The sequence below is a fragment of the Amycolatopsis sp. H20-H5 genome (genome assembly GCF_035828755.1).
GTDB lineage: Bacteria > Actinomycetota > Actinomycetes > Mycobacteriales > Pseudonocardiaceae > Amycolatopsis.
The window spans coordinates 1-18,797 of the sequence record NZ_JAYMZS010000106.1 but is presented as its reverse complement, the minus strand read 5'-3'; the positions used below and the strand labels follow the sequence as shown (position 1 = coordinate 18,797).

At 69.8% G+C, this 18,797-nt stretch carries 21 protein-coding genes and 2 pseudogenes; 9 read left to right on the top strand and 14 right to left on the bottom strand.

The window, feature by feature from the left end; genetic code table 11:
• Positions 1-38 precede the first annotated feature (38 nt).
• Positions 39-1,508, top strand: a complete 1,470-nt coding sequence (locus QMK34_RS37375; protein WP_326419487.1) for an MFS transporter — start codon at positions 39-41, stop codon at positions 1,506-1,508.
• 16 nt (positions 1,509-1,524) lie between these two features.
• On the opposite strand, the gene QMK34_RS37370 is transcribed toward QMK34_RS37375, so the two are convergent.
• Positions 1,525-2,184: a hypothetical protein gene (locus tag QMK34_RS37370; protein ID WP_326419486.1), complete on the bottom strand. Its 660-nt coding sequence runs from the start codon at positions 2,182-2,184 to the stop codon at positions 1,525-1,527.
• A 400-nt stretch (positions 2,185-2,584) separates the two neighbouring features.
• Between QMK34_RS37370 and QMK34_RS37365 the strand changes: the two genes are divergently transcribed.
• Complete coding sequence (locus QMK34_RS37365) at positions 2,585-2,758, top strand: CsbD family protein (protein WP_326419485.1); 174 nt, start codon at positions 2,585-2,587, stop codon at positions 2,756-2,758.
• A 462-nt stretch (positions 2,759-3,220) separates the two neighbouring features.
• The gene (locus QMK34_RS37360; RefSeq protein ID WP_326419484.1) at positions 3,221-3,442 is read left to right on the top strand and encodes a hypothetical protein; all 222 of its coding nucleotides are present in this window, start codon (positions 3,221-3,223) and stop codon (positions 3,440-3,442) included.
• 55 nt (positions 3,443-3,497) lie between these two features.
• Here QMK34_RS37360 and QMK34_RS37355 read toward each other — a convergent pair whose 3' ends face one another.
• Together QMK34_RS37355 and QMK34_RS37350 are read right to left on the bottom strand one after the other, a co-directional pair.
• Positions 3,498-3,884 (bottom strand): STAS domain-containing protein, encoded by a 387-nt coding sequence (locus tag QMK34_RS37355; RefSeq protein WP_326419482.1) that lies wholly within the window; start codon positions 3,882-3,884, stop codon positions 3,498-3,500.
• A gap of 91 nt (positions 3,885-3,975) precedes the next feature.
• Positions 3,976-4,650, bottom strand: coding sequence for a winged helix-turn-helix transcriptional regulator (locus QMK34_RS37350; RefSeq protein WP_326419481.1), 675 nt, complete (start codon positions 4,648-4,650; stop codon positions 3,976-3,978).
• A gap of 108 nt (positions 4,651-4,758) precedes the next feature.
• Between QMK34_RS37350 and QMK34_RS37345 the strand changes: the two genes are divergently transcribed.
• On the top strand, positions 4,759-5,136 hold the full coding sequence (locus QMK34_RS37345; protein WP_326419480.1) for a VOC family protein: 378 nt from the start codon (positions 4,759-4,761) through the stop codon (positions 5,134-5,136).
• A 728-nt stretch (positions 5,137-5,864) separates the two neighbouring features.
• Here QMK34_RS37345 and QMK34_RS37340 read toward each other — a convergent pair.
• Positions 5,865-6,668, bottom strand: coding sequence for a nitroreductase/quinone reductase family protein (locus tag QMK34_RS37340; RefSeq protein ID WP_442785297.1), 804 nt, complete (start codon positions 6,666-6,668; stop codon positions 5,865-5,867).
• Positions 6,669-7,206: 538 nt separating this feature from the next.
• On the opposite strand from QMK34_RS37340, the gene QMK34_RS37335 reads away from it, so the two are divergent.
• Complete coding sequence (locus QMK34_RS37335; RefSeq protein WP_326419478.1) at positions 7,207-8,475, top strand: family 1 glycosylhydrolase; 1,269 nt, start codon at positions 7,207-7,209, stop codon at positions 8,473-8,475.
• On the opposite strand, the gene QMK34_RS37330 is transcribed toward QMK34_RS37335, so the two are convergent.
• From QMK34_RS37330 to QMK34_RS37310, 5 genes are all read right to left on the bottom strand, one after another.
• Positions 8,462-9,661: an MAB_1171c family putative transporter gene (locus QMK34_RS37330; RefSeq protein WP_326419477.1), complete on the bottom strand. Its 1,200-nt coding sequence runs from the start codon at positions 9,659-9,661 to the stop codon at positions 8,462-8,464. The two genes, QMK34_RS37335 and QMK34_RS37330, sit on opposite strands and share 14 nt — an antisense overlap.
• Positions 9,649-10,212 carry a hypothetical protein gene (locus QMK34_RS37325; protein WP_326419476.1) on the bottom strand — a complete coding sequence of 188 codons (564 nt, stop codon included), beginning with the start codon at positions 10,210-10,212 and terminating at the stop codon, positions 9,649-9,651. Before QMK34_RS37325 ends, QMK34_RS37330 begins: the two co-directional genes overlap by 13 nt.
• A 100-nt stretch (positions 10,213-10,312) precedes the next feature.
• Entirely contained in the window at positions 10,313-10,744 is a 432-nt protein-coding gene (locus QMK34_RS37320; protein WP_326419474.1) for a helix-turn-helix domain-containing protein, read from the bottom strand.
• Between the two features lie 168 nt (positions 10,745-10,912).
• The gene (locus QMK34_RS37315; protein WP_326419473.1) at positions 10,913-11,119 is read right to left on the bottom strand and encodes a hypothetical protein; all 207 of its coding nucleotides are present in this window, start codon (positions 11,117-11,119) and stop codon (positions 10,913-10,915) included.
• Between the two features lie 10 nt (positions 11,120-11,129).
• Positions 11,130-11,981 (bottom strand): DUF1295 domain-containing protein, encoded by an 852-nt coding sequence (locus QMK34_RS37310; RefSeq protein ID WP_326419472.1) that lies wholly within the window; start codon positions 11,979-11,981, stop codon positions 11,130-11,132.
• A gap of 118 nt (positions 11,982-12,099) precedes the next feature.
• Here QMK34_RS37310 and QMK34_RS37305 point away from each other — a divergent pair, with 118 nt between their 5' ends.
• Positions 12,100-12,399, top strand: a complete 300-nt coding sequence (locus tag QMK34_RS37305) for an EXPERA domain-containing protein (protein ID WP_326419471.1) — start codon at positions 12,100-12,102, stop codon at positions 12,397-12,399.
• Here the strand turns inward: QMK34_RS37305 and QMK34_RS37300 are convergent.
• Positions 12,383-13,039: a formylglycine-generating enzyme family protein gene (locus QMK34_RS37300; RefSeq protein WP_326419470.1), complete on the bottom strand. Its 657-nt coding sequence runs from the start codon at positions 13,037-13,039 to the stop codon at positions 12,383-12,385. The two genes, QMK34_RS37305 and QMK34_RS37300, sit on opposite strands and share 17 nt — an antisense overlap.
• Positions 13,040-13,202: 163 nt before the next feature.
• Positions 13,203-13,352, bottom strand: a pseudogene (locus tag QMK34_RS37295) (prolyl aminopeptidase); the annotation flags it as partial.
• A 139-nt stretch (positions 13,353-13,491) separates the two neighbouring features.
• Here QMK34_RS37295 and QMK34_RS37290 point away from each other — a divergent pair.
• The gene (locus QMK34_RS37290) at positions 13,492-14,328 is read left to right on the top strand and encodes an SAM-dependent methyltransferase (protein WP_326419469.1); all 837 of its coding nucleotides are present in this window, start codon (positions 13,492-13,494) and stop codon (positions 14,326-14,328) included.
• 155 nt (positions 14,329-14,483) lie between these two features.
• Here the strand turns inward: QMK34_RS37290 and QMK34_RS37285 are convergent, their stop codons facing one another.
• Positions 14,484-14,885, bottom strand: a complete 402-nt coding sequence (locus QMK34_RS37285; RefSeq protein WP_326419468.1) for a winged helix-turn-helix transcriptional regulator — start codon at positions 14,883-14,885, stop codon at positions 14,484-14,486.
• 137 nt (positions 14,886-15,022) lie between these two features.
• Here QMK34_RS37285 and QMK34_RS37280 point away from each other — a divergent pair, with 137 nt between their 5' ends.
• Entirely contained in the window at positions 15,023-15,877 is an 855-nt protein-coding gene (locus QMK34_RS37280; RefSeq protein WP_326419467.1) for an SDR family oxidoreductase, read from the top strand.
• 4 nt (positions 15,878-15,881) lie between these two features.
• Here the strand turns inward: QMK34_RS37280 and QMK34_RS48090 are convergent.
• Positions 15,882-16,263, bottom strand: a pseudogene (locus QMK34_RS48090) (helix-turn-helix domain-containing protein); the annotation flags it as partial.
• A gap of 222 nt (positions 16,264-16,485) precedes the next feature.
• Between QMK34_RS48090 and QMK34_RS37270 the strand changes: the two are divergent.
• Positions 16,486-17,274 carry an SDR family NAD(P)-dependent oxidoreductase gene (locus QMK34_RS37270; RefSeq protein WP_326419466.1) on the top strand — a complete coding sequence of 263 codons (789 nt, stop codon included), beginning with the start codon at positions 16,486-16,488 and terminating at the stop codon, positions 17,272-17,274.
• Between the two features lie 89 nt (positions 17,275-17,363).
• On the opposite strand, the gene QMK34_RS37265 is transcribed toward QMK34_RS37270, so the two are convergent.
• On the bottom strand, positions 17,364-18,197 hold the full coding sequence (locus QMK34_RS37265) for a PRC and DUF2382 domain-containing protein (RefSeq protein WP_326419465.1): 834 nt from the start codon (positions 18,195-18,197) through the stop codon (positions 17,364-17,366).
• Between the last annotated feature and the right edge of the window lie 600 nt (positions 18,198-18,797).

Here is an 18,797-nt window from a genome sequence, read left to right as displayed (position 1 = left end):
TCCTTGTGTAACTAAATTTAGTCAGCTAATCTAGTGGCATGTCCTCAGCACAGACCACGGTCATTATCAACGGGGCGGGCCCCGCCGGACGCTCCCCCCAATCGTTGCGGGAGGCGTGGGTGGCCTTGGCCGGGCTGTCCGCGGTGTTCCTTTTCGAGATGCTGGACAACTCGATCCTGAACGTCGCGCTGCCCACGATCGGACGCGAACTGCGCGCTTCGACGACCATGTTGCAGTGGGTGACGGGCGCCTACGCGGTCGTGTTCGGCGGGTTGATGCTGGCGTTCGGCGCGCTCGCCGACCGGTTCGGGCGGCGCCGGATCATGCTCATCGGGCTGGTCCTGCTCGCCGTGGCGAGCCTGGCGACCGCGTTCGTCTCGACCGCGGAGCAGCTCATCGCCGTCCGGGTGGCGATGGGGGTCGCGGCCGCGATGACGACTCCGGGGTCGATGGCGCTGGCGTTCCGGCTGTTCGATGAGGACGGCCTGCGCGTCCGCGCGCTGACCCTCATCTCGACCGTGGGCATGGCCGGGCTCGCGCTCGGCCCGACAGCGGGTGGCTTCGTGCTCGCGATCGCCCCATGGCAGGTACTGCTGCTGGTGAACGTGCCGGTCGCCGTGCTGGCGATCATCGGTGTGCGGACAGGCATCGCCGCGGATGTCGCGGCCGACCTGCACCGCGATCCGATCGACGCCGCGGGTGCGGTCCTTGGCACGGCGACGATCGTGCTCACGCTCGTCGCGCCGACGCTGTTCGTGAACGACGGCCCCGAATCGTGGACCCCGTGGGCGGCCACGGCGGCGATTCTCTTCGTCCTGCGCGAGCGTTCGGCGCGCTACCCGCTCCTCGACCTCAAACTCCTTGCCCACCCCCTGGTTTCCAGCGGCCTGGCGTTCAAGGCCGCGGCCGGGCTGGCGACCGCGGGCCTCGGTTATCTGGTGACGCTGCAGCTGCAGCTCGACTGGGGTTGGACGCCCGCGCTCACCGCCGTCGGGATGCTGCCGCAGGTCGTCGTCCTCATCGCGGGCGGCCGGTTCGTCACTCCGTTCGTACAACGGGTCGGTTTCGATCGGGCGGCGTGGATCAGCGCCGCCACGGTCGTGTTCGGGCTCGCCGTCTACGGCCTACTGGGCAGGTTCGGCTACGTGTGGGTCGCGATCGCACTCATGCTCGTGGCCGCCGGGCTGCGGGTGGTCGGCGTCGTCGCCGGGACCAACGTACTCCGTGGCCTGCCGGAGAACCGGACCACGATCGGCGCGGCCCTCGTCGACACCGCGGGCGAGGTCACCTCCGGCGTCGGCATCGCCGTCACCGGCACCATCCTCGCGGCGCTGTTCACCGGCGACATCGCCACCTCGAACTGGAGCACGCGGCAAACCGCGGAGTTCCGGGAGGCGGTCACGGTCGCGGGCCTCGCCCTCACCGTCGTGGCCGCGGCGCTCGTCGGCTGGGGGATCGCCCGCGCGCGGCGCGGCGCGAACGACCAGGCGGTGCTCGAGCACGGGTAGGAGCGAGGGAGAAAGGTCACGGGCCGTTGGCGAGGAACCGGTTCGGGTCGCTACCGGCGCGGGCGCCCTCCCGCAGCCACCGGGAGAATCCTTCCGGATCCCGCCGCTCGAGTTCTTCGAGGTAGAGCTGTCTCGACTTCACCACCCGCTGCCAGGCACGCGGATCCGACGCCCGTTGCAGAGCGAGGTAGCTGTGCCGCCACTCGAAGCACAGCTGCGCGGTCGTCAAGGCCGTGATCTCCCGGCTTTCCGGCGCGACCACCGGCGACTCCTCGGACACCGGAGTGTCCACAAGGGACTTCTTCGGGCCGCGGCCACGCGGAAGCCATCCCCCGGTCTTCATCTGGTGCCACAGCCAGGGAGCGGCGAGGCCCGACAACAGCAGCACGACAGGGAAAGTCGCCGCCCCGAGGATCGCGACCATCCCGGCGAGGGCGAGCCCGCCACCGGCACCGCAGACCCCGGACCACACCACCGTCGTGGGGGACGGCGTCGCCCACTTCCCGGCACGGGCCCCGTTCAGCGCCGACACCGAGGCGAGCACGCCCCCACCGGCCAGCGCACCGAGCATCAGCGCCGCGATGACCGTGCCGGGCGGCAACGCGACGAACCCGGCCGCGCCGAGCATCACCACGACGGCCGCGACCAGTGCCAGCAACGTCCGGGCCACGCGCATGAGTCCTCCCACGAGCGAGCAGCAGCACGGTGACGGCCCCGGCGGAACCACCACCGCCGAAGGCTTGCCGCGAAGCGGGATCCAGGCTCCACACGTCCTGTCCTCCCAGGTCTACGCGTCCGCCGGGCAGCTGGCAAGACCACGCGTCTTACGGTTTGGTGCGCGAGGTCCGGATTGGTTTCCGCCGGGGAGGTTTGGCACCGGCGGAAAGGGGAATCCGAACGGCAGGTCGGGTCGTGGCGGTAACCCCGCGACGTGACCGAGGCCCCGCCGGTTGAGGACACAGCCGGTGGGGGCCGATCCCCAAACCCGGACGGGAATTTTCCTCCACCGCAAAGGTTTGGGCGCGAACGGCCGGGGAACCCCGGTGCCGACATCCCGACGGACGAAGGGCTTCACCATGAGTGCCGGAGACAAGATCGACAACAAGGCCGAAGAGCTCAAGGGCAAGGCCAAGGAAGGCCTCGGCAAGGCCACGGACGACCGTGAGCTGGAGACCGAGGGAAAGACCGACCAGGCCAAGGGAAACCTGAAGCAGGCCGGGGAAAAGATCAAGGACGTCTTCAAGGACTGAGTCCCGCTGAGGAAACGTGCGGTTTTCAAGCCAGTGCGTTCTCCACCGACGCGGACAGCGTCAGATAGCGGTCGAGACCGGTGACACCCAGTACCCGCAGGACCGGACGACTCCCGGCCACCACACGCAGACCGGTGTGGTGGCCGGCCTGCGTGTGGTGGCCGCTCGTTCAGGATGCTTCCCAGCACCCGGCCCAAAGCCGGTGCGGTCAGCAGGGTCGATCTCACCACCGGCCGTCAGTCCCCCGGTCCCGCACCCCCAGTGACAGGGACGGCATCACGGATCATGATCGTCGCGAGCCAGGCTCTGGGCACTCTCGGCGCGGGGCTTGGCGAGTTTACCGCTGCTGTGCAGCGGTGACTACGCCCCCACGGTGACTCGGCCTACGTTTGAGGCGATGCCTCCCGGGTATCTCATCGGGGTCGCCGTTACGGGTGAACAGCACGATCGAAAGGAGCGAACATGGTCAAGCTGAAGAAGATCAAGAAGTGGGGCTCACGGGCACGTCAGCACGCGGAGCGCGCCGAAGCCGCCGCCGAGCGGGCCGAGGCCGCCTTGAGCGCCATCGAGAAGCTCGCCGGTGAGCCTCCGGCACAGCGTGCCAAGAATGGCAAGGCGCACAAGCCCGCCTACACCGCTCCGCAGGGACGGGACGCGCTGGCTCCGGCCGCTACCTCGTCCTGACCGCCAGGCCCCGTTTTCCCGGGGTCGGACTGTCCGAAGTAGACCGTCGCGGCCGCTAGCCCGCCAGCGCCGCCTCGACGGAATCGAACATCGCGAGCTGCCGGTCGAGTCCGGTGAGCTCGATCGGTCGCAGGGTCGCGCGGCTCGCCGCCACGACGCGGACGACGCCCTCGGCCTGCGCCTGGATAGCCAGCAGCACAGCCAGCCCCGCCGAGGCGAGGAATTCGACGTCGGCGAGGTCGAGCACGAGCAGGCGCGGCCGGTCCCGCAACGCCTCTTCGGCGGCTTTCCGCAGTTCGGGGGCGGTGGCCAGGTCGATGTCACCGGTCAGCGACACGATCACCGCGTCGTCGTCGCGCCGGGTGCGCACGGCCAAGCCGCCGAACTTCGGTCTGGGCGGGCCTGCGGCGGGCAGTGGGGCGGGCAGTGGGGCGTCAGTCACCAGGTACTTCTTCCGGTTGGAACGAGCACGAGTCGGCGGCTGTTGTTTCAACCCGCGCTCATCCTAGACTCCCCCCTGGCCGCTCGGGGTCTCAGTCCTGGTCACGAACGGTGGGCGCGACCACGGCACGCTGTCCGGCCCGCAGGAGCCGTCGCAGCGCCGCCATGTCGCCCGAGACGACAACACCACCCTCGGCCAGCGCGACGTCGAGCGCGGCCGGGTCCTCGATCAGGGCATTGAGCGTCCTGGGGTCGGTGCGGAGCGACGCGGCCGCGTCCTCGGGTTCACCCGGCCGGAGGTGCACCCGACCGCCCTCGGCACGAACGGTCCACACCCGATTGTCGAGCTCCAGCCGGTACTCGGCCGCAGGCTCCTCGGCGCCGGGCCGGGCGACGGCACGCAGGTAGATCAGCACGGAGGTCGCGGTGAGCGTCGCGGGCGCGGCCGGGAACGGGGCGCGCACGCCCCAAGTGCCCAGCGCGAGCACCGCCGGTTCGAGCTCGTGGCCCCAGCCGGTCAGTTCGTACACCCGGGACCCGGCCGGGGGCGCCAGCGTGCGGCGCCGCACCACGCCGTGGGCTTCGAGCTCGCGGAGCCGGTCGGTGACCAGGTTCGAACTCGCGCCCGCCAGCGCGCGGCGCAGGTCGGAGAACCGTTGCGGACCCAGCAGCAGCTCGCGCACGACCAGCAGGGCCCACCGCTCCCCGACCACGTCGAGGGCACGGGCGATCCCGCAGTCGTCCCCGTAGCTGCGGTTCGTCGACATGACGCTAATTTACAACTTCGAGGTTGTTTTTAGCAACCTTGGTGACTATCCTCGTGGTCAGCCAATCGCCACAGACGCGCCGGACCCTCGGCGCGGAACGGAGCAGCCATGGGACAGCCCGTAGTCCACTTCGAGATCATCGGGACCGACCCGGCGAAGCTCCGCGACTACTACGGCGCGCTGTTCGGCTGGGAGTTCGACACGAGCGGCCCGGTCGCGGAAGCGGTCTCCGAACAGGGCAACTACGGGTTCGTGAACGCGGGCGCGGGCGGCGGCATCGCGGGTGGCGTCGGCGGCGGCGCGGGCTACGAGGGTCACACCGTGTTCTACGTCGGCGTCCCCGATGTGGAGGCCGCGCTCCGAAAGGCCGAAAGCCTCGGCGGGACCCGCCGGATGGGCCCCGAACGAGCTCCGGGCGGCGCCCTGGTGGTCGGCCACTTCACCGACCCCGAAGGCCGCCTGATCGGCGTCGCGGGCACCACCTGACCGGGACGCGGCGGCTCCGAGTGGCGCTCAAGTGGTCGCGAATCTGTGTCAGCTCATGAGCAGGGGGAAACCGGGTGTCTCGACCCGGTGTCGCGCCCACGTTCGAGCAGCCGCTGCCACATTCCACAGGTCGCGACGACGAAGGCGGTCAACGCCTCGGCAGGCGCATGCCGCCAGGCGTGAGTCAGCCCGGCCCACTGCTCAGCGGCCTTAGAGGGCATCCGGAAACTGATGTCATGGCGTCCAGTTTGGCGCCTGGGGCCGCGTTCCCTTCAGGTCGCCACCCCAGCCTTGCCGTGTGCCCTGATGGGAGCCTTCACGGCGTTTAACACTGTCATGGTGGCCTTCAGGGGCGCGCATGAAACGGTCGTGTCGGTATAAAACGGGCGAATGGGCAGACTTTCCGTCCTTTGTGGAGGGTAAGCGGCCGCTGCTGGTCGTCACCGTCGTGCTGGTCGCGGTGGCCGCGGGCGGCAATCCGGCGGCAGCGGCGGCCGTCCCCCGCGCTCCGCGCCGTCTTCGTCGGAGTCCTGAGCACCACGGAAGGACAGCGGTCATGAGCGGACGAGTCTGGCTGATCACCGCAGCGGCTTCGGGGTTCGCGCGGCAGGGGTGCCGGTCGTCGGCGTGCCGACGCTGACGCACGCCGAGTTCCCCGCCGACCTCGTCGTCGATTCGTTGCTGGACAAGGACTTGCTCGCATGGGTCCGCCGGTGGCGCGGTAGCCGTCAGCCGAAGGCGGGCGCGGGGGCGACGGCGTTGAGCGCCGTGACCACCACCCGTTCCTCGTAGTCGAAGTGGGCCTCCAGCTCGTTCGTGAGGCGGTCGAGCTCGGCCCGCAGCCGGGCCGGGTCGCTCTCGCCGGGCACGTAGTCGTCGACGAGCCGCTGGATCTCCTCCTGTAGTCGCGCCACCACCATGTGGTCCTCGCCGAGCTTCGTCAACGCCGGGGCGAGCGCCGGGAACCTCTTTGCCAGCATGGGAAAGAGGCCACCGTCCTCGCCTGTGTGGTGCTTTTTCAGCGCGCCGCAGACGCTGAGGCAGTGCGCCCGCAGGTCGGACGGCGGCCGCCGGAGCGGCGCGGCGCCGTCCACCTGACGGCGGACTTCCTTGAGTTCCTGACGCAGCCAGTCGTGCACTTCGACCAGCCAGTCCCCCATGCCCTTGACACGCGCGGCGCCGGACGCGGGCTCGATCCGGTGCAGGACCACGACCGGGATGACCCGGGTCGTCCTGGCCTGGTATTCACCGAATCCCGGGTTCTTTTCGAGCACTTTCCCGAAGAGCGTGTCCCGTTCTTCTCCTGGCGGAATGGCAGCGATCGCGTCGAAGGTCTCGGTGCCGGTTTCGACGGTCACCAGCGCGTTCTTCCGAATGTTGTGAAACCACGCGGGATCGTGCGGCGCGCCCATCGCGGAAGCGACGACGACCAGTTCCCCGTCGATTTCCAGCCTGCCGAGCACACTGGTCCGGCGCAGCCCGGTGCGGGCGCCGACGGTGGTCAGCAGGACGAGCTCCCAGCCCTCGAACATTCCGCCGGGTTTTCCTTGGGTGGCGCGGAATTCCGCGATAAGCCGTCGCTGGAAATCCTGGACGTCGAACTCCTTGTGCGGGTCGGTCAGGTAGTCCTTTCCGGTGATTTCGAAGGACCGGAGGCTGACAATCATCATGAACCGACACCAAAGAACCCCACGGACGCGGAACGCCGCCTACTCATGAAAGGCCGACCTCATGAAAGGAATGCCCTGAACGAGAGACTCGGAACAATGCCGTTCTCTTCGTCGGCCGTGAAAGCCGCTACCTCCAGCAAGTAGGCCCATACGGGGCTCACCGAAAGGCTAACACGCGACCAGGAGTGGTCGCAATATAACGGCCCCGCGGTACCTCGTCGACGAGCCCCCAGGACCCGTCGACGAGGCGCCGGGCCGCCTTCAAGAGCGGCCCTCGAAAGTGTCCACTTCAGGTGACACGATGGACTTGAGCCTAGAGACCTGGGGCAAAATGTCAACTGGTATGGACAAAATGCGGTGGGAATCTCGCGGCCGCCGTCAACCGGGAGGCAGGACGACTGTGGGGACCGCCGAGCACGACACGACGCGGGGGCCGATCACCCGGCGTGGTTTCCTGATGGCCTCGGCTGCCACTGCGGCGGCCGTCGCGGGAGGGGGAACAGCCATGGCCGAGGTCGGTCCCGAAGAGTTCCACGGCCGGTGGTGGTGGGGCACGGCGAGCTCCGCGGTGCAGGTGGAGGGCGCCGATCCCGCGGACGACTGGTACCGCTGGGAGCAGGCCGGGCACGCGCCGAAGAGCGGCGACGGCAACGGTTTCCGCCTGCGCCACCGGGAGGATTTCGCCCTCCTGCGGTCGGCGGGCACCACGGACCACCGGCTGTCGATCAACTGGGCCAGGGTGGAACCCCGCGAAGGTCAGCACGACCACGAGGCCATCCGGTACTACCGCTCGGTGCTGGCCGCGGGCCGCGAAGAGGGCCTGCGGATCTGGGTGTGCCTGCTGCATTCGGCCATCCCCACCTGGTTCGCGGACCGGGGCGGCTTCGCGGCCGAAGACGCCTTCGAGACGTGGATGCGCTGGGTCGAACTCGCCGACAAGCTCTTTGGCGACCTCGCGGGCGGCTGGATGCCGGTCAATCTGGCGACGTCGTACGCCCAGAAGGCCTACGGCTCCGGCACGTTCCCGCCTGGCCACCGCGACCCCGCGGAGCTGGTCTCGGTGCTGAAGACCTTGCACCGGTGCAACTTCGAAGCGGCACTGCGGCTGCGCCGGGACGGGGTGCCCACCGGCAGCAATGAGGCCTTGCTCCCGCTGGAGGCCGTCGACGCCTCGCCGGGCGCCGAGGCCGCGGTGGCCAAGCTGGACGCGCTGGTCTGGGGTTCCTGGCTGGCGCTGGCCCGGCAGCCGCGCTACGCCGAAGCCTGGGACTTCCACGGGTTTTCTTACTACTACGGGGCTTTGGTCGCCGAGACCGGCCAGCTGCTGCCACGCCCGGCGGGCGCCGAGCCGGGCCCGCTGGGCTACGTGCCCTGGGCGGACGGGCTCGCGCTGGTGCTCAAGCGGCTGGAAGCCGAGCTGCCCGGACGCCGGTTCGTCATCGCGGAGCTGGGCTACGGCGGCACGGACGACCAAGCCCGCGAGACCTACCTCCGCCGGGCGCTGACTCACGTCGCGGCCGCGCAGGACGCCGGGATGCGGATCGAGGGGGTGACCCTGTGGACCGGCATCGACAACTACGAATGGCTGGCCGGGTTCGACGTCCCCTTCGGGCTGTTCACCGCGGATCGGGTGCCCCGGCGCAGCGCGGGAGTGCTCAGGCGTCGCTGACCACGGAGCCGCTCGCCTCCGCGCGGACGGCGGCCACCAGCGGCGAGGCCCGGAACGCCTTGGCCACCTCGATCAGCCACCGCACCTCGGCGTCGACGTCCCGGCCCACCGGCCCCGGACTCTCGGCCGTCGAAGGATCCTCGTGGTACGCCCTGCCCTCCCGGTACGCGTCCAGTGCCGCGGCGAGCACGGCGGCCTCGACCACGGCGGCGTGGGCCTGCTCCGCCAGCCCCGCCTCGACAGCCAGCTGCTCGGCGTGGTCCGCGACGTCCGGGTGCTGGTACACGCGCAGCGCCAGGTGGCAGTCCCGGATCTCGATGACCCGGCGATACCGCCGCATCCGCGCCCCGGCACGGGAAGCGCCCAGCTCCTTGTCGGGGAAGACGGTGATCAACGCGGACCACAGCGGCCCGAGCTGCCGGTACTCCCGGGTCCACCGCGCCCACCGGGCGGGCGCGGTGGCCGCCAGCCGCGGCCCCCACGCGGTCAGCGTCGCGCCGAGGGCGATGCAGGCCACGGCGAGGGCGGACAGCAGGCTGGAGACCGAGGCCTCCAGCGGGGTCCGGTGCCCGCTCACCGCCCGGAACAGCGTCATCGAGATCTTCCAGGTCGACCAGCACAGCCCCAGCACCGCACCGGCCGCGAGCACCCGCATCCCCGCCGCGCGGAAACGGCGCCGCTCGTACCGCACGACCCGGCGGATCAGCACGACGATGCCGACCAGGCCCCAGGTGGCGTAGCTGAGGTAGACCATCAGATAGGCCGCCACCGTCGGCCGGTCACCGTAGGCGTCGACGAACTCGACGACGAACCTCGTGCCGGAAACGGCCAGCAGCACGACCATCGCCACCAGCGCGGGCACGAGGATCAACAGCTGCGCCCGCATCCGGCGGCGCGCGCGCTCGGCCGGGTGCGCGGAGCAGGCCAGCATCCCGAGCATGGCGAACACCGCGATCATGGTGGCGCTGTTGCCCGCCAGGCGCGTCAGGTTCGGGATCGGCTCGATCCGCGACGCCGCCCGCAGCGTGCCCGGCGCGAGCAGGGCGGCGGCGAGACCGAGCGCGGCGAGGACGCCGACGAGGTAGCGCAGCCCGGGGCTACGCGGTTCTCCCCTGGTCTGCCACAGCTTGTGCCCCGCGGCCACCAGCGATCCGGCGGCGGCGAGGTAGTAGATCACCGTTTCCACGGGCGTTTCCTGGCCGGGCGGCGAGCAGGGGACGGGTCGAGCGCCGAGCCGAGCCGGTCCAGCGTGGACGCGGCCGCGTGCGGGGTCACCGAGAGCACGCCGGGCACGGGAGCGCGGCCCGCGCGGCCGAGTATCACCGACGCGAGGGTCTCCGCCTGGCGTTCGTCCTCGGCGGAGTACGCTGTCCGGCCGAGCAGCCGCTCGATCGTGGCGGCGGGCAGCGAAGGCATCAGCAGCTCGGCGACCGAGTGGTCGAGGCCGACGGTCTCGCGGTGACCGCACAGCAGGTGGGCGAGCTCGTGCAGCTGGATGTGCTCCTGGTGGACGCCGGTCGTGTTCGCCGCGTAGAAGATGTAGTGCGCGGTCGCGGTGGACGCGAGCAGGCCGCACGGGGTGGTGGGCTCCGTCGTCACCGGGATCATCTCGATCCGGCGGCCGAGCTCGGCCTGCACCGTCGCGGTGAACACCTTGATGTCGAACGGATCCGGGATCGGCAGCCGGGCCGCGATCGCCTCGCAACCGCGGATCAGGTCTTTGAGCTGGGCGCTCACGGCCGGGTCTCAGGCTGGGTCTCAGCTTGCGAGAGCAGAACGGGGGAACACATCACACCATCGTGTCAAAAACTCCCCGCGAACGAACAAGGTGACGCGTTCACTGCTCACCAGGATCAGTGCTATCACCCGATTGGGCTACGGCTTCCCGGCGGCGGATTTCCTCGATGTAGGCCAGGACCCTGGCCTGCTGCCCGGGGTCGAGGTTCACCGCCCGCATCGCCAGCGCCTGCACCCCGGCGTCGCGCAGCGCGGCGCCGAGTTTGAGGTCCTCCTGCATGGCCGTGCCGCGCTCGTCGTCGAAGAAATAGTCCACCGGCACGTCGAACATGCCCGCCAGTGCCTCGATGACGCTCTTCGTGGGGTTCGCGGCCTCGCCGGAGAGCAGCTTGCGCACGTACTCCGGCGACAGGGTTTCGCCGTTGACCTCCTGGCAGGCCGCGGTGAAGTCGCGCAGGCTGTAGCGCTTGCCGTCCTCGCGCTTGATCGACTCCCGCAGCGTCGTGAGCCGCTCGGCGAACGTGCCGGCCACGTCCCCCTCCATCCCCAGTGCTGGTCCGGTCCCGCTGACGCGGTCACCGGGTGAACAACGCCGTCACCTCACCCGACACCGTATCGGCGGCCGCCCGAGTGACGCTCACTGGTCGGTGATGAGTTCGTACGCGTCGTCGCCGACCCAGATGCGCAACCCCTCGCCGTCCTACCCCGAGGTGCCGAGGGCGAGCGCGCCGTCCTCCTCTTCGCCGAGCTCCCGCGAAGCGCCGAGGGCGAGCTCGCTCAGGCAGACCCGGCCGTCGCCGAGGTCACGCGGGCGGTACTCCGAAGCCAGCCACGCGGTCCGGCCGCGGGTCGCCAAGAGTGCGGCGTTGTCGATCCCGACCTCGGCCACGTAGTCGCGTTCCCACATGAGTCACTCCTCACGGCCGTCCGGCCTCCCGATTCTGAGCCTGCGCGGGCCGCGAGTCCAGCGCCTTCCCGCGCGGGGGCCAGGGCACGACGGCCGAGGTGCGCCGCCGGTAATCGGCGTACTCCGGGTACCGGGCGAGGCTGATGCTCTCGGTGAACCGAGTCGAGCCGACGAACAGCAGCGTGAGCAGCACGGCGCCCAGCACTGTCCAGTCCACGGCACCGGCCGCGAGCACGCCGAACGCGGCGATCACCCACCACTGCGCCTGTTCGAAGAAGAAATTCGGATGCCGGGACCAGCGGAACAGGCCGGTCCGCGCGAAACGGCGCGCGGGCTCCCGCCCGGCGGCCAGCTCGGCGTGTTTCCAGCACTGGAAGACCCACTGCTGCTGGTCCGCGATGGTTTCCCCGGCCAGGAAGGCGAGGAAGACCACGGTGGCCACCACATCCCAGCCGCCGAACGACGCCGGGTGCCGCAGCGCGGTGTACGCGGGCAACGTGATCAGCAGCAGGATCGCGTTCTGGTAGAGGGTGATGAAGGCGAGGTTGAACACCTGGAACAACCACGGCGGCATCCGGCCGCGCAGCACGGCCCAGCGGTAGTCCTCGCCGCCCCGCGCGTACCCGCCCTTCCTGGCGAAGTTGAAGGTGAGCCGCGCGCCCCACAGCGCGACCAGCCCGAGCATGACGTCGAGGCGGGCGTCGGCGAACCCGGCCGCACCGGCGAAGATCGCCACGTAGACCACCGGGACCACCGACCAGATCCGGTCGACCCAGGAGTACTCCCTCGTGACGACCGAAAACAGCCAGACGAAGAGGGAGACCCCGGCGAACACACTCACGCTGGCCCAGAAGGCGTTCATCACCGCATTCTACTCAAGCGACCACGCCCGTTTTCGGTGTTCAGGGCGGTAAACTCACCGAGCATGACCGATCAGGCACCGCGGGCCCTCGCGCTGCGGCAGCGCAAGATCGCTGTTCATGCACCCGCCGGACTGGATGCGGATCGTGACCGGCCTGTCGGCGTTCGTCTACCTGCCGTTCTACGTCGTCCTGGTGTTCGCGCTGCTCACCGGGCAGCACTGGATCCAGCTGCCGTCGGTGGTCTACGCGACGATGATCGTCACGCTCACCGGCGTCGTCGTGTTCGGCGTCGAGTTCTTCGGCGAGCCCGCGACACGCACCCAGAATCCGGCCAAGTTCCTGGCGTTCAACCTGCCCTACGTGCTGGTGCTGCTGGTCCGGATGCGCGAACCCGCGCCGTTCACCCGTCGCTTCTGAGCGTGCGGGCGAGCCGGAAGCCGAGGTCGTCGATGGCGAAGGTGGGATGGCTGCGGCGGCGCACCGAGGCCCCGCAGCCGCGCGCCGACTCGGCCCAGCTCCCGCCGCGGAAGATGCGGTACGAGCCGTAGACCTCCTCGTCGTAGAGGTCCCAGCACCACTCCCAGACGTTGCCCAGCAGGTCGTGCAGCCCCCACGGGTTTGGCGCCTTGCCGCCGACCTCGTGGGCCCGGCCGCCGGAGTTGTCCTCGTACCAGGCGACGTCGTCGATCTCGCCGTATCGGTACCCGCCGGTCCCGGCCTTGCAGGCGTACTGCCACTCCGCCTCGGTCGGCAGGCGGTAGCCGCCGGACGCCCAATCGCAGGTCACGTCCCCGCTCACCGCGTCATGGAAGTAGACCTGGGGCAGCCCGGAGCGCGCCGAAAGCTGGTTGCACACGTCGATCGCGTCGAGCCAGCTGACGTTCACCAGTGGCAGCGCGCCGCCCGCGGACGGCGTGAGATCGGCTTCCGTGACGGGAAACCGGCCCAGCAGGAAGGGCTCGATCTCGGTGCGCCAGCGGGTGCCGCGCCGATCGTCGCGAAGGTCCACGACGCCGCCGGGGACGGGCACCATCGCGGCGTCGGTCAAGGGATGCACGCGCCCACGATACGGCCGGGTCGCTGTCCCCCAGCAGCCGCGCGTAGGCGGCGACGAGATCGCCGTCGCGGTCCGCCTCGGGGACCGTTGCCATTCCCCGGGAAACAGCGGCGCGACGCCCGGTACAGCCAGTCGATCTCCGAGCGGTGGCTCGGTGCGGGTATCGCTGCGCGTAGGCGGGGATCAGGGTCGAACCCCACGAACCCCCGGCCAGCAGCCAGCGGTCGATCCCGAGCAGCTCGCGCAGCCGCTCGAACGGCCGCCGCGTGTTCGCCGAACATCCCGACCCCGGCCTGCCCGTCCGGTCGCACACCAGAGCGTGACGAGGTTTCGCCAGTCCCCCAAGGGATCCCACGATCGAGAGAGTCCGGGCGGGGTTGACTCACCGACAGCAACGGGTACGTGATCCGCTACACTCTGCTTGCGCTTCCGGAACGATCTGGAGAATAACCATGACCGCGACGAAGAACGAGGACACCAGGGGCACCGCCGAGGTGATCGACACTTCGCGCGCGAGCATCGCCCGGGTCTATGACGCCTTCCTCGGTGGCAAGAACAACTACGCCATCGACCGCGCGGTCATGGAAGACGTCCTCAAGATCGCGCCACAGGCTTCGTTGGTGGCCAAGGGCTTGCGCCGCTGGCTGATCCGCGTCACCCGTTACCTGGCGAACCAGGGCGTCGACCAGTTCCTCGACTGCGGCGCCGGACTGCCGACCGAGGAGAACACCCACCAGACGGCGCAGCGCTACAACCCGGACGCTGTCGTAGTCTACGTCGACAAGGATCCGGTGGTCGCGGTGCACGGCCGCGCGCTGCTCGAGGAGAACTCCAGCACGCACTTCCTGCAGGCGGACCTCACTCGTCCGAGTGAGGTGCTCGCTAACCCGATCGTGACCGACCACCTGGACCTGGACCGGCCGATCGCGCTCATCCAGTGCGCCACCCTGCACCACATCGACGACGACCAGCAGCCGGCGCAGATCATGGCCGACTACATCGAGGCACTGCCGTCGGGCTCGTACGTGGCGCTCACCCACTGGTGGGACCCGCAGGACGGCAGCGAGGGCAGCGAGCTCGCCAAGGGCATCGAGCGCAGCTTCCGCGAGAGCTCCATGGGCACCGGCCGGTATCGCGGCCGCGGCGAGATCGAGACCATGCTCAAGGGCCTCGACCTGCTCGATCCGGGTCTCGTCGAGCTCGACCAGTGGTGGCCGGAAGGCCCGCTCGCCAAGCCGAACTCCCTGGTCGAGACCCTGATCCTCGGCGCCGTCGGCCGCAAGCCCTAGGACGTGTCTGGCAAGTCAAGTTCGCGGTCTTCGCACCCAGTCGGCCCCTGACGGCACGGGGCGCACGACCCGAGTACGACCCGAAGGTCGGCGCCCCGCACCACCAGAAACCACCTGAATCACGAAGCCCATCGAACAGAATTACCAGACACGGCCTAGGCGCGCTTGGCTTCGTCGTACCGCAAGCGAGCCGCTTCCACCTCCGGCATCTGCGACTCGACGAGCTCGATCAGGTCATGCAGCTTGTCCGCCGTCTTCCGCCCGAGCGGGGTGAGGCTGTAGTCCACGCGCGGCGGAATCGTCGCCTGCGCCTCGCGGTGCACGAGCCCGTCGCGTTCGAGTGACTGCAGGGTCTGGGCGAGCATCTTCTCGCTGACCCCGTCGATCCGGCGGCGCAACGCGTTGAACCGGACGGCGCCGTCGCGCAGGGCCACCATCGCCAGCGTGCCCCACCGGCCGGTGACGTGCTCCAGCGTCGGGCGGGACGTGCAGTCCTTGGCGAAAACGTCGTAAAGCACGCGCCCGTGCTCGTCCACCCACTGCGGCGCCTCTGTCATCCCTCCACGATACCGCGAACACCGCACGGTGCTCAGTGACGGTACTCACCATAGGTTTGCACTTTCAAAAAGTTAGTGCCATGCTCTGGGTTAGTACAGCTCTGGTTAGTAGAGCACCACGTGAAGGAGAGACCGAAATGATCGTCGTCACCGGAGCCACCGGCCAGCTGGGCCGCCTTGTCGTCGAAGGCCTGCTGAAGAAGGTCCCCGCCGCCGAGATCGCCGTCGCCGTGCGCACCCCCGAAAAGGCCGCCGACCTCGCCGCGCGCGGCGTACAGGTCAGGACTGCCGACTTCAACCGGCCCGAGGGCCTCGCCGCCGCCTTCACCGGCGCGGACAAGCTGCTGCTGATCTCCGGCAGCGAGGTCGGCAAGCGGGTCGCGCAGCACACCGCCGCGATCGCCGCGGCCAAGGAGGCGGGCGTCGGCCACCTCGTCTACACCAGCATCCTGCACGCCGACACCAGCACGCTGGGGCTCGCGCCGGAGCACCTCGCCACCGAGCGGGCCATCCTGGATTCCGGCCTGCCGTTCACCTTGCTGCGCAACGGCTGGTACACCGAGAACTACGCGAGCGCCATCGCCCAGGCCGCCGAGCACGGCTCGTTCGCGGGCAGCGCGGGCGGGGGCGAGGTCGCCAGCGCGTCCCGTGCCGACTACGCCGACGCGGCCGTCGAAGTACTGACCGGCCACGGCCACGAAGGCCAGGTGTACGAGCTGTCCGGCGACGTGGCGTGGAACTACGAAACCCTCGCCGCCGAGCTGACCAGGCTCACCGGCAAAGAGGTCGCCTACCGGAACCTGTCCGCCGAGCAGCACCACGAGTTCCTCGTCGGCGCGGGCCTGCCCGCGGAGTTCGCCGCCGCACTGGTGAGCTACGACCAGGGCATCGCCTACGGCCAGCTCGACGCCACCCCCGGCACCCTGCGCGCCCTGCTCGGCCACCCGGCCACCCCGCTGGCCGAGACCGCGGCGGCGGTACTGGGCCACTGACGGTTCAAGCTCCCGAGGCGAGGGCGGCGAGCTCGCCCCGGGAGCTGATGCCGAGCTTCGGATAGGCCTTGTACAGGTGGTAGGCGACGGTGCGCGGGCTGAGGAACAGCTGCGCCGCGATGTCGCGGTTCGACGAACCCTTCGCGGCGAGCTGGCGATCTGCAGCTCCTGCGGGGTCAGCCCGGCGAAGACGTCGGACACCGGCGCACTGGCCGCCGGTGTCCCGGACCCGCGGCCCACGGCACCGAACCGAGCTCCTCGAAGACCCGCGACGCGGCCCGAAGGTGGACGCGGGCGTCGGTCTTCCGTTTCGACCGGCGCAGCCACTCGCCGTAAAGCAGCTCTGTGCGGGCCCGCTCGAAAGGACGGCTCGCGGGCTCGTGCAGTCACCGGCCTGCCCGGTGGCGTGGGCGAGCAGCGCCGTCTTGCCGATGCCCGGCTCGCCACGAAGGATGAGGGCGCCGCTGATCCCGGCGCGGGCGCCGTCGAGCGCCCAAGCCGCCTGCCCGCGAGCGCGAAAAGTACTGATACCCGTACGGATTCGGCGACACCGCGCGAGGCCGTAGGTTCTGTCCCATCAGGAACGAGCGAAACCAGGGAGAGCCATCATGTTGCTGCAGGACAAGAACGCGATCGTGTATGGCGCCGCCGGATCGATCGGTGCCGCCGTCGCCGCGCGGTTCGCCGCCGAAGGCGCCAGGGTCTTCCTCGTCGGGCGTACCCAGGACAGCCTCGACCGGACGGCCAAGGAGATCACCGAGGCCGGCGGCAAGGCCGAGGTCGCCGTGTTCGACGCGCTGGACGAGCAGGCCGTCGACGCCCACGCCCGGTCCGTGGCCGACGTCGCGGGCGGCGTCGACATCTCGTTCAACCTCATCTCGGGCGGGGACATCCAGGGGATCCCGCTGGCCGACATGACCACCGCCGACTTCACCCGGCCCGTCGTCACCCGGCTGACGGCGAACTTCATCACCGCGCGCGCCGCCGCGCGCCATATGGTCAAGCAGGGCTCCGGCGTCATCCTCGCCCTGGACAGCGGCTCGGCGCACGGCAGCCCGCTGATGGGCGGCACCGGCCCGGCCGACGCGGCCACCGACACGCTCGTCCGCAACCTCGCCGCCGAGCTCGGCCCCAGCGGCGTCCGCGTGGCCGGACTCTGGACGGCCGGGCTCCCCGAAACGCTGTCCCCGGCGAAGATCGCCGCCCACAGCGGCCTCCCGCCGATGGACGACGCGGCGTTCCAGGGCCTGCTCGGCCACCTCGACAGCATGCGCATGACCCGCCGTTCGCCCACACTCGCCGAAGTCGCCGCCACGGCCGTCTTCCTGGCGTCGGACCACGCGGGCGCGATCACCGGCACGTTCGTCAACGTCACCGGCGGCATGTTCCCCAGCTGAGGCGCTCCCGCTCGCCCCAGTGCCCCTGAAGGCCACCTTCACCGCGTAAAACGCCGTGAAGGTGGCCTTCAGGGGCAATCAAAACGTCCTCAGGACTTGTCGCGTCGCGTGCCCTCGTCGGTGACCTCGATCTGCTCCTTGCGGACCTCGCCGGAGACCGTCTCCTCACCGGTGACGGATTCCGTCTGCAGGCGCACCTTCTCCATCGGCACGGTTTCCTTGCGCACCACGGCCTTCTCGGCGTGCAGGGTCACCTCGTGGTCCTGCTCCCCGATCTCCGCCCGCCCGCCACCGTCGGCCCGCGTGATCGGCTCCCGCTCGACGCGCACCTCCTCGTGCCGCACCGGCACGGTGACCTGCTGCTCCTCGGTCACGACGTACTTGTGCAACCGGACCCGCCCGGTCTCGACCTGCTCGGTACCGGCGACGAGCCGCTCCTCGGACCGGATCATCGCGTCTTCGCCGGACGCGTTGTGCTTCCCGGACTTCGCCGCAGCATCGGTCTCGGTGGCCTTGGGAGCCTTCGCGTTCTCCCGGCCGGTGTCGCGCGCGCGGCCCGTAGTCCCGGCGGCGGCCTGCGTGCCGGTCGTGGGTTCAGGCGAGCTGCGCGGCATCGGCAGGCCGTAGTGCCGGTACAGTTCGGCGCTGTCGGCGGGCGAAAGGTGGCCGTCGACGTCCATCCTGGGCGCCTCGGAAACCTGGTCCTTGGCGACGCTCACGTGCAGCCCGTCGTCGTCCATACCCGCGCCGGACAGCGGCACGAAGCTTTCCTTGGTACCGAACAACCCGGTCTTCACGGTGATCCACTCGGGCTCGCGGGTGCTGTCGGCGAGATAGACGGTGCCGACCTTTCCGATCTTGCTTCCCTCCTGGTCGACCACGGTGCTGTCGACGAGGTCCTGTGGGCTGAAAGTGCGGCTCATGACTTCGCTTCCCTTCCGTTCGCTTACCGATGGAGCCCGGTGGTGATCACCACCACCATCGAACGACCAGGAAGGCCTCGCAACCGTCGCTTGATTTTGTAGGTGACCCCGGATCGTGTGCGTTTGAAACCGGCCCGAACGGGTCACCCCCACCACGTCCACAGTGGACGAAAAGCCGCCCCGACCTCGGTTTCGCCCGCCATATCCCCAGCTGCCCGGCGCTCGCGAAAACAGCCTGAGCACGCGCGGTCAGGGTCCCCCGATGGTGTGGCGAACCACCCACCCTCCCCCGGTATCGGATCTACTCTCACAGGGTCCGGACGAATCTCCGGACGGCACGACAGCGCTGGCGACCTCCTTGGCCGGGGCCGCGACGCTGGGCATGGCGACATCCGCGCGAACCACGCCCAAGTGCATCCGACTTGCCCGATCACAGTGTGCGCTGAAGGCCACCATGAGGGACTTAAACGCCCTCATGGTGGCCTAATGGGGTTTGTTCGGGTCGGGTTCGTAGGCTTGGGCGTGGTGGCTGGTGGTGGGTGAGCACTCGTGTGGCCAGGGTTTTGTGAGACCTTCCTGAAGACCGTGCCCTCACCGTCC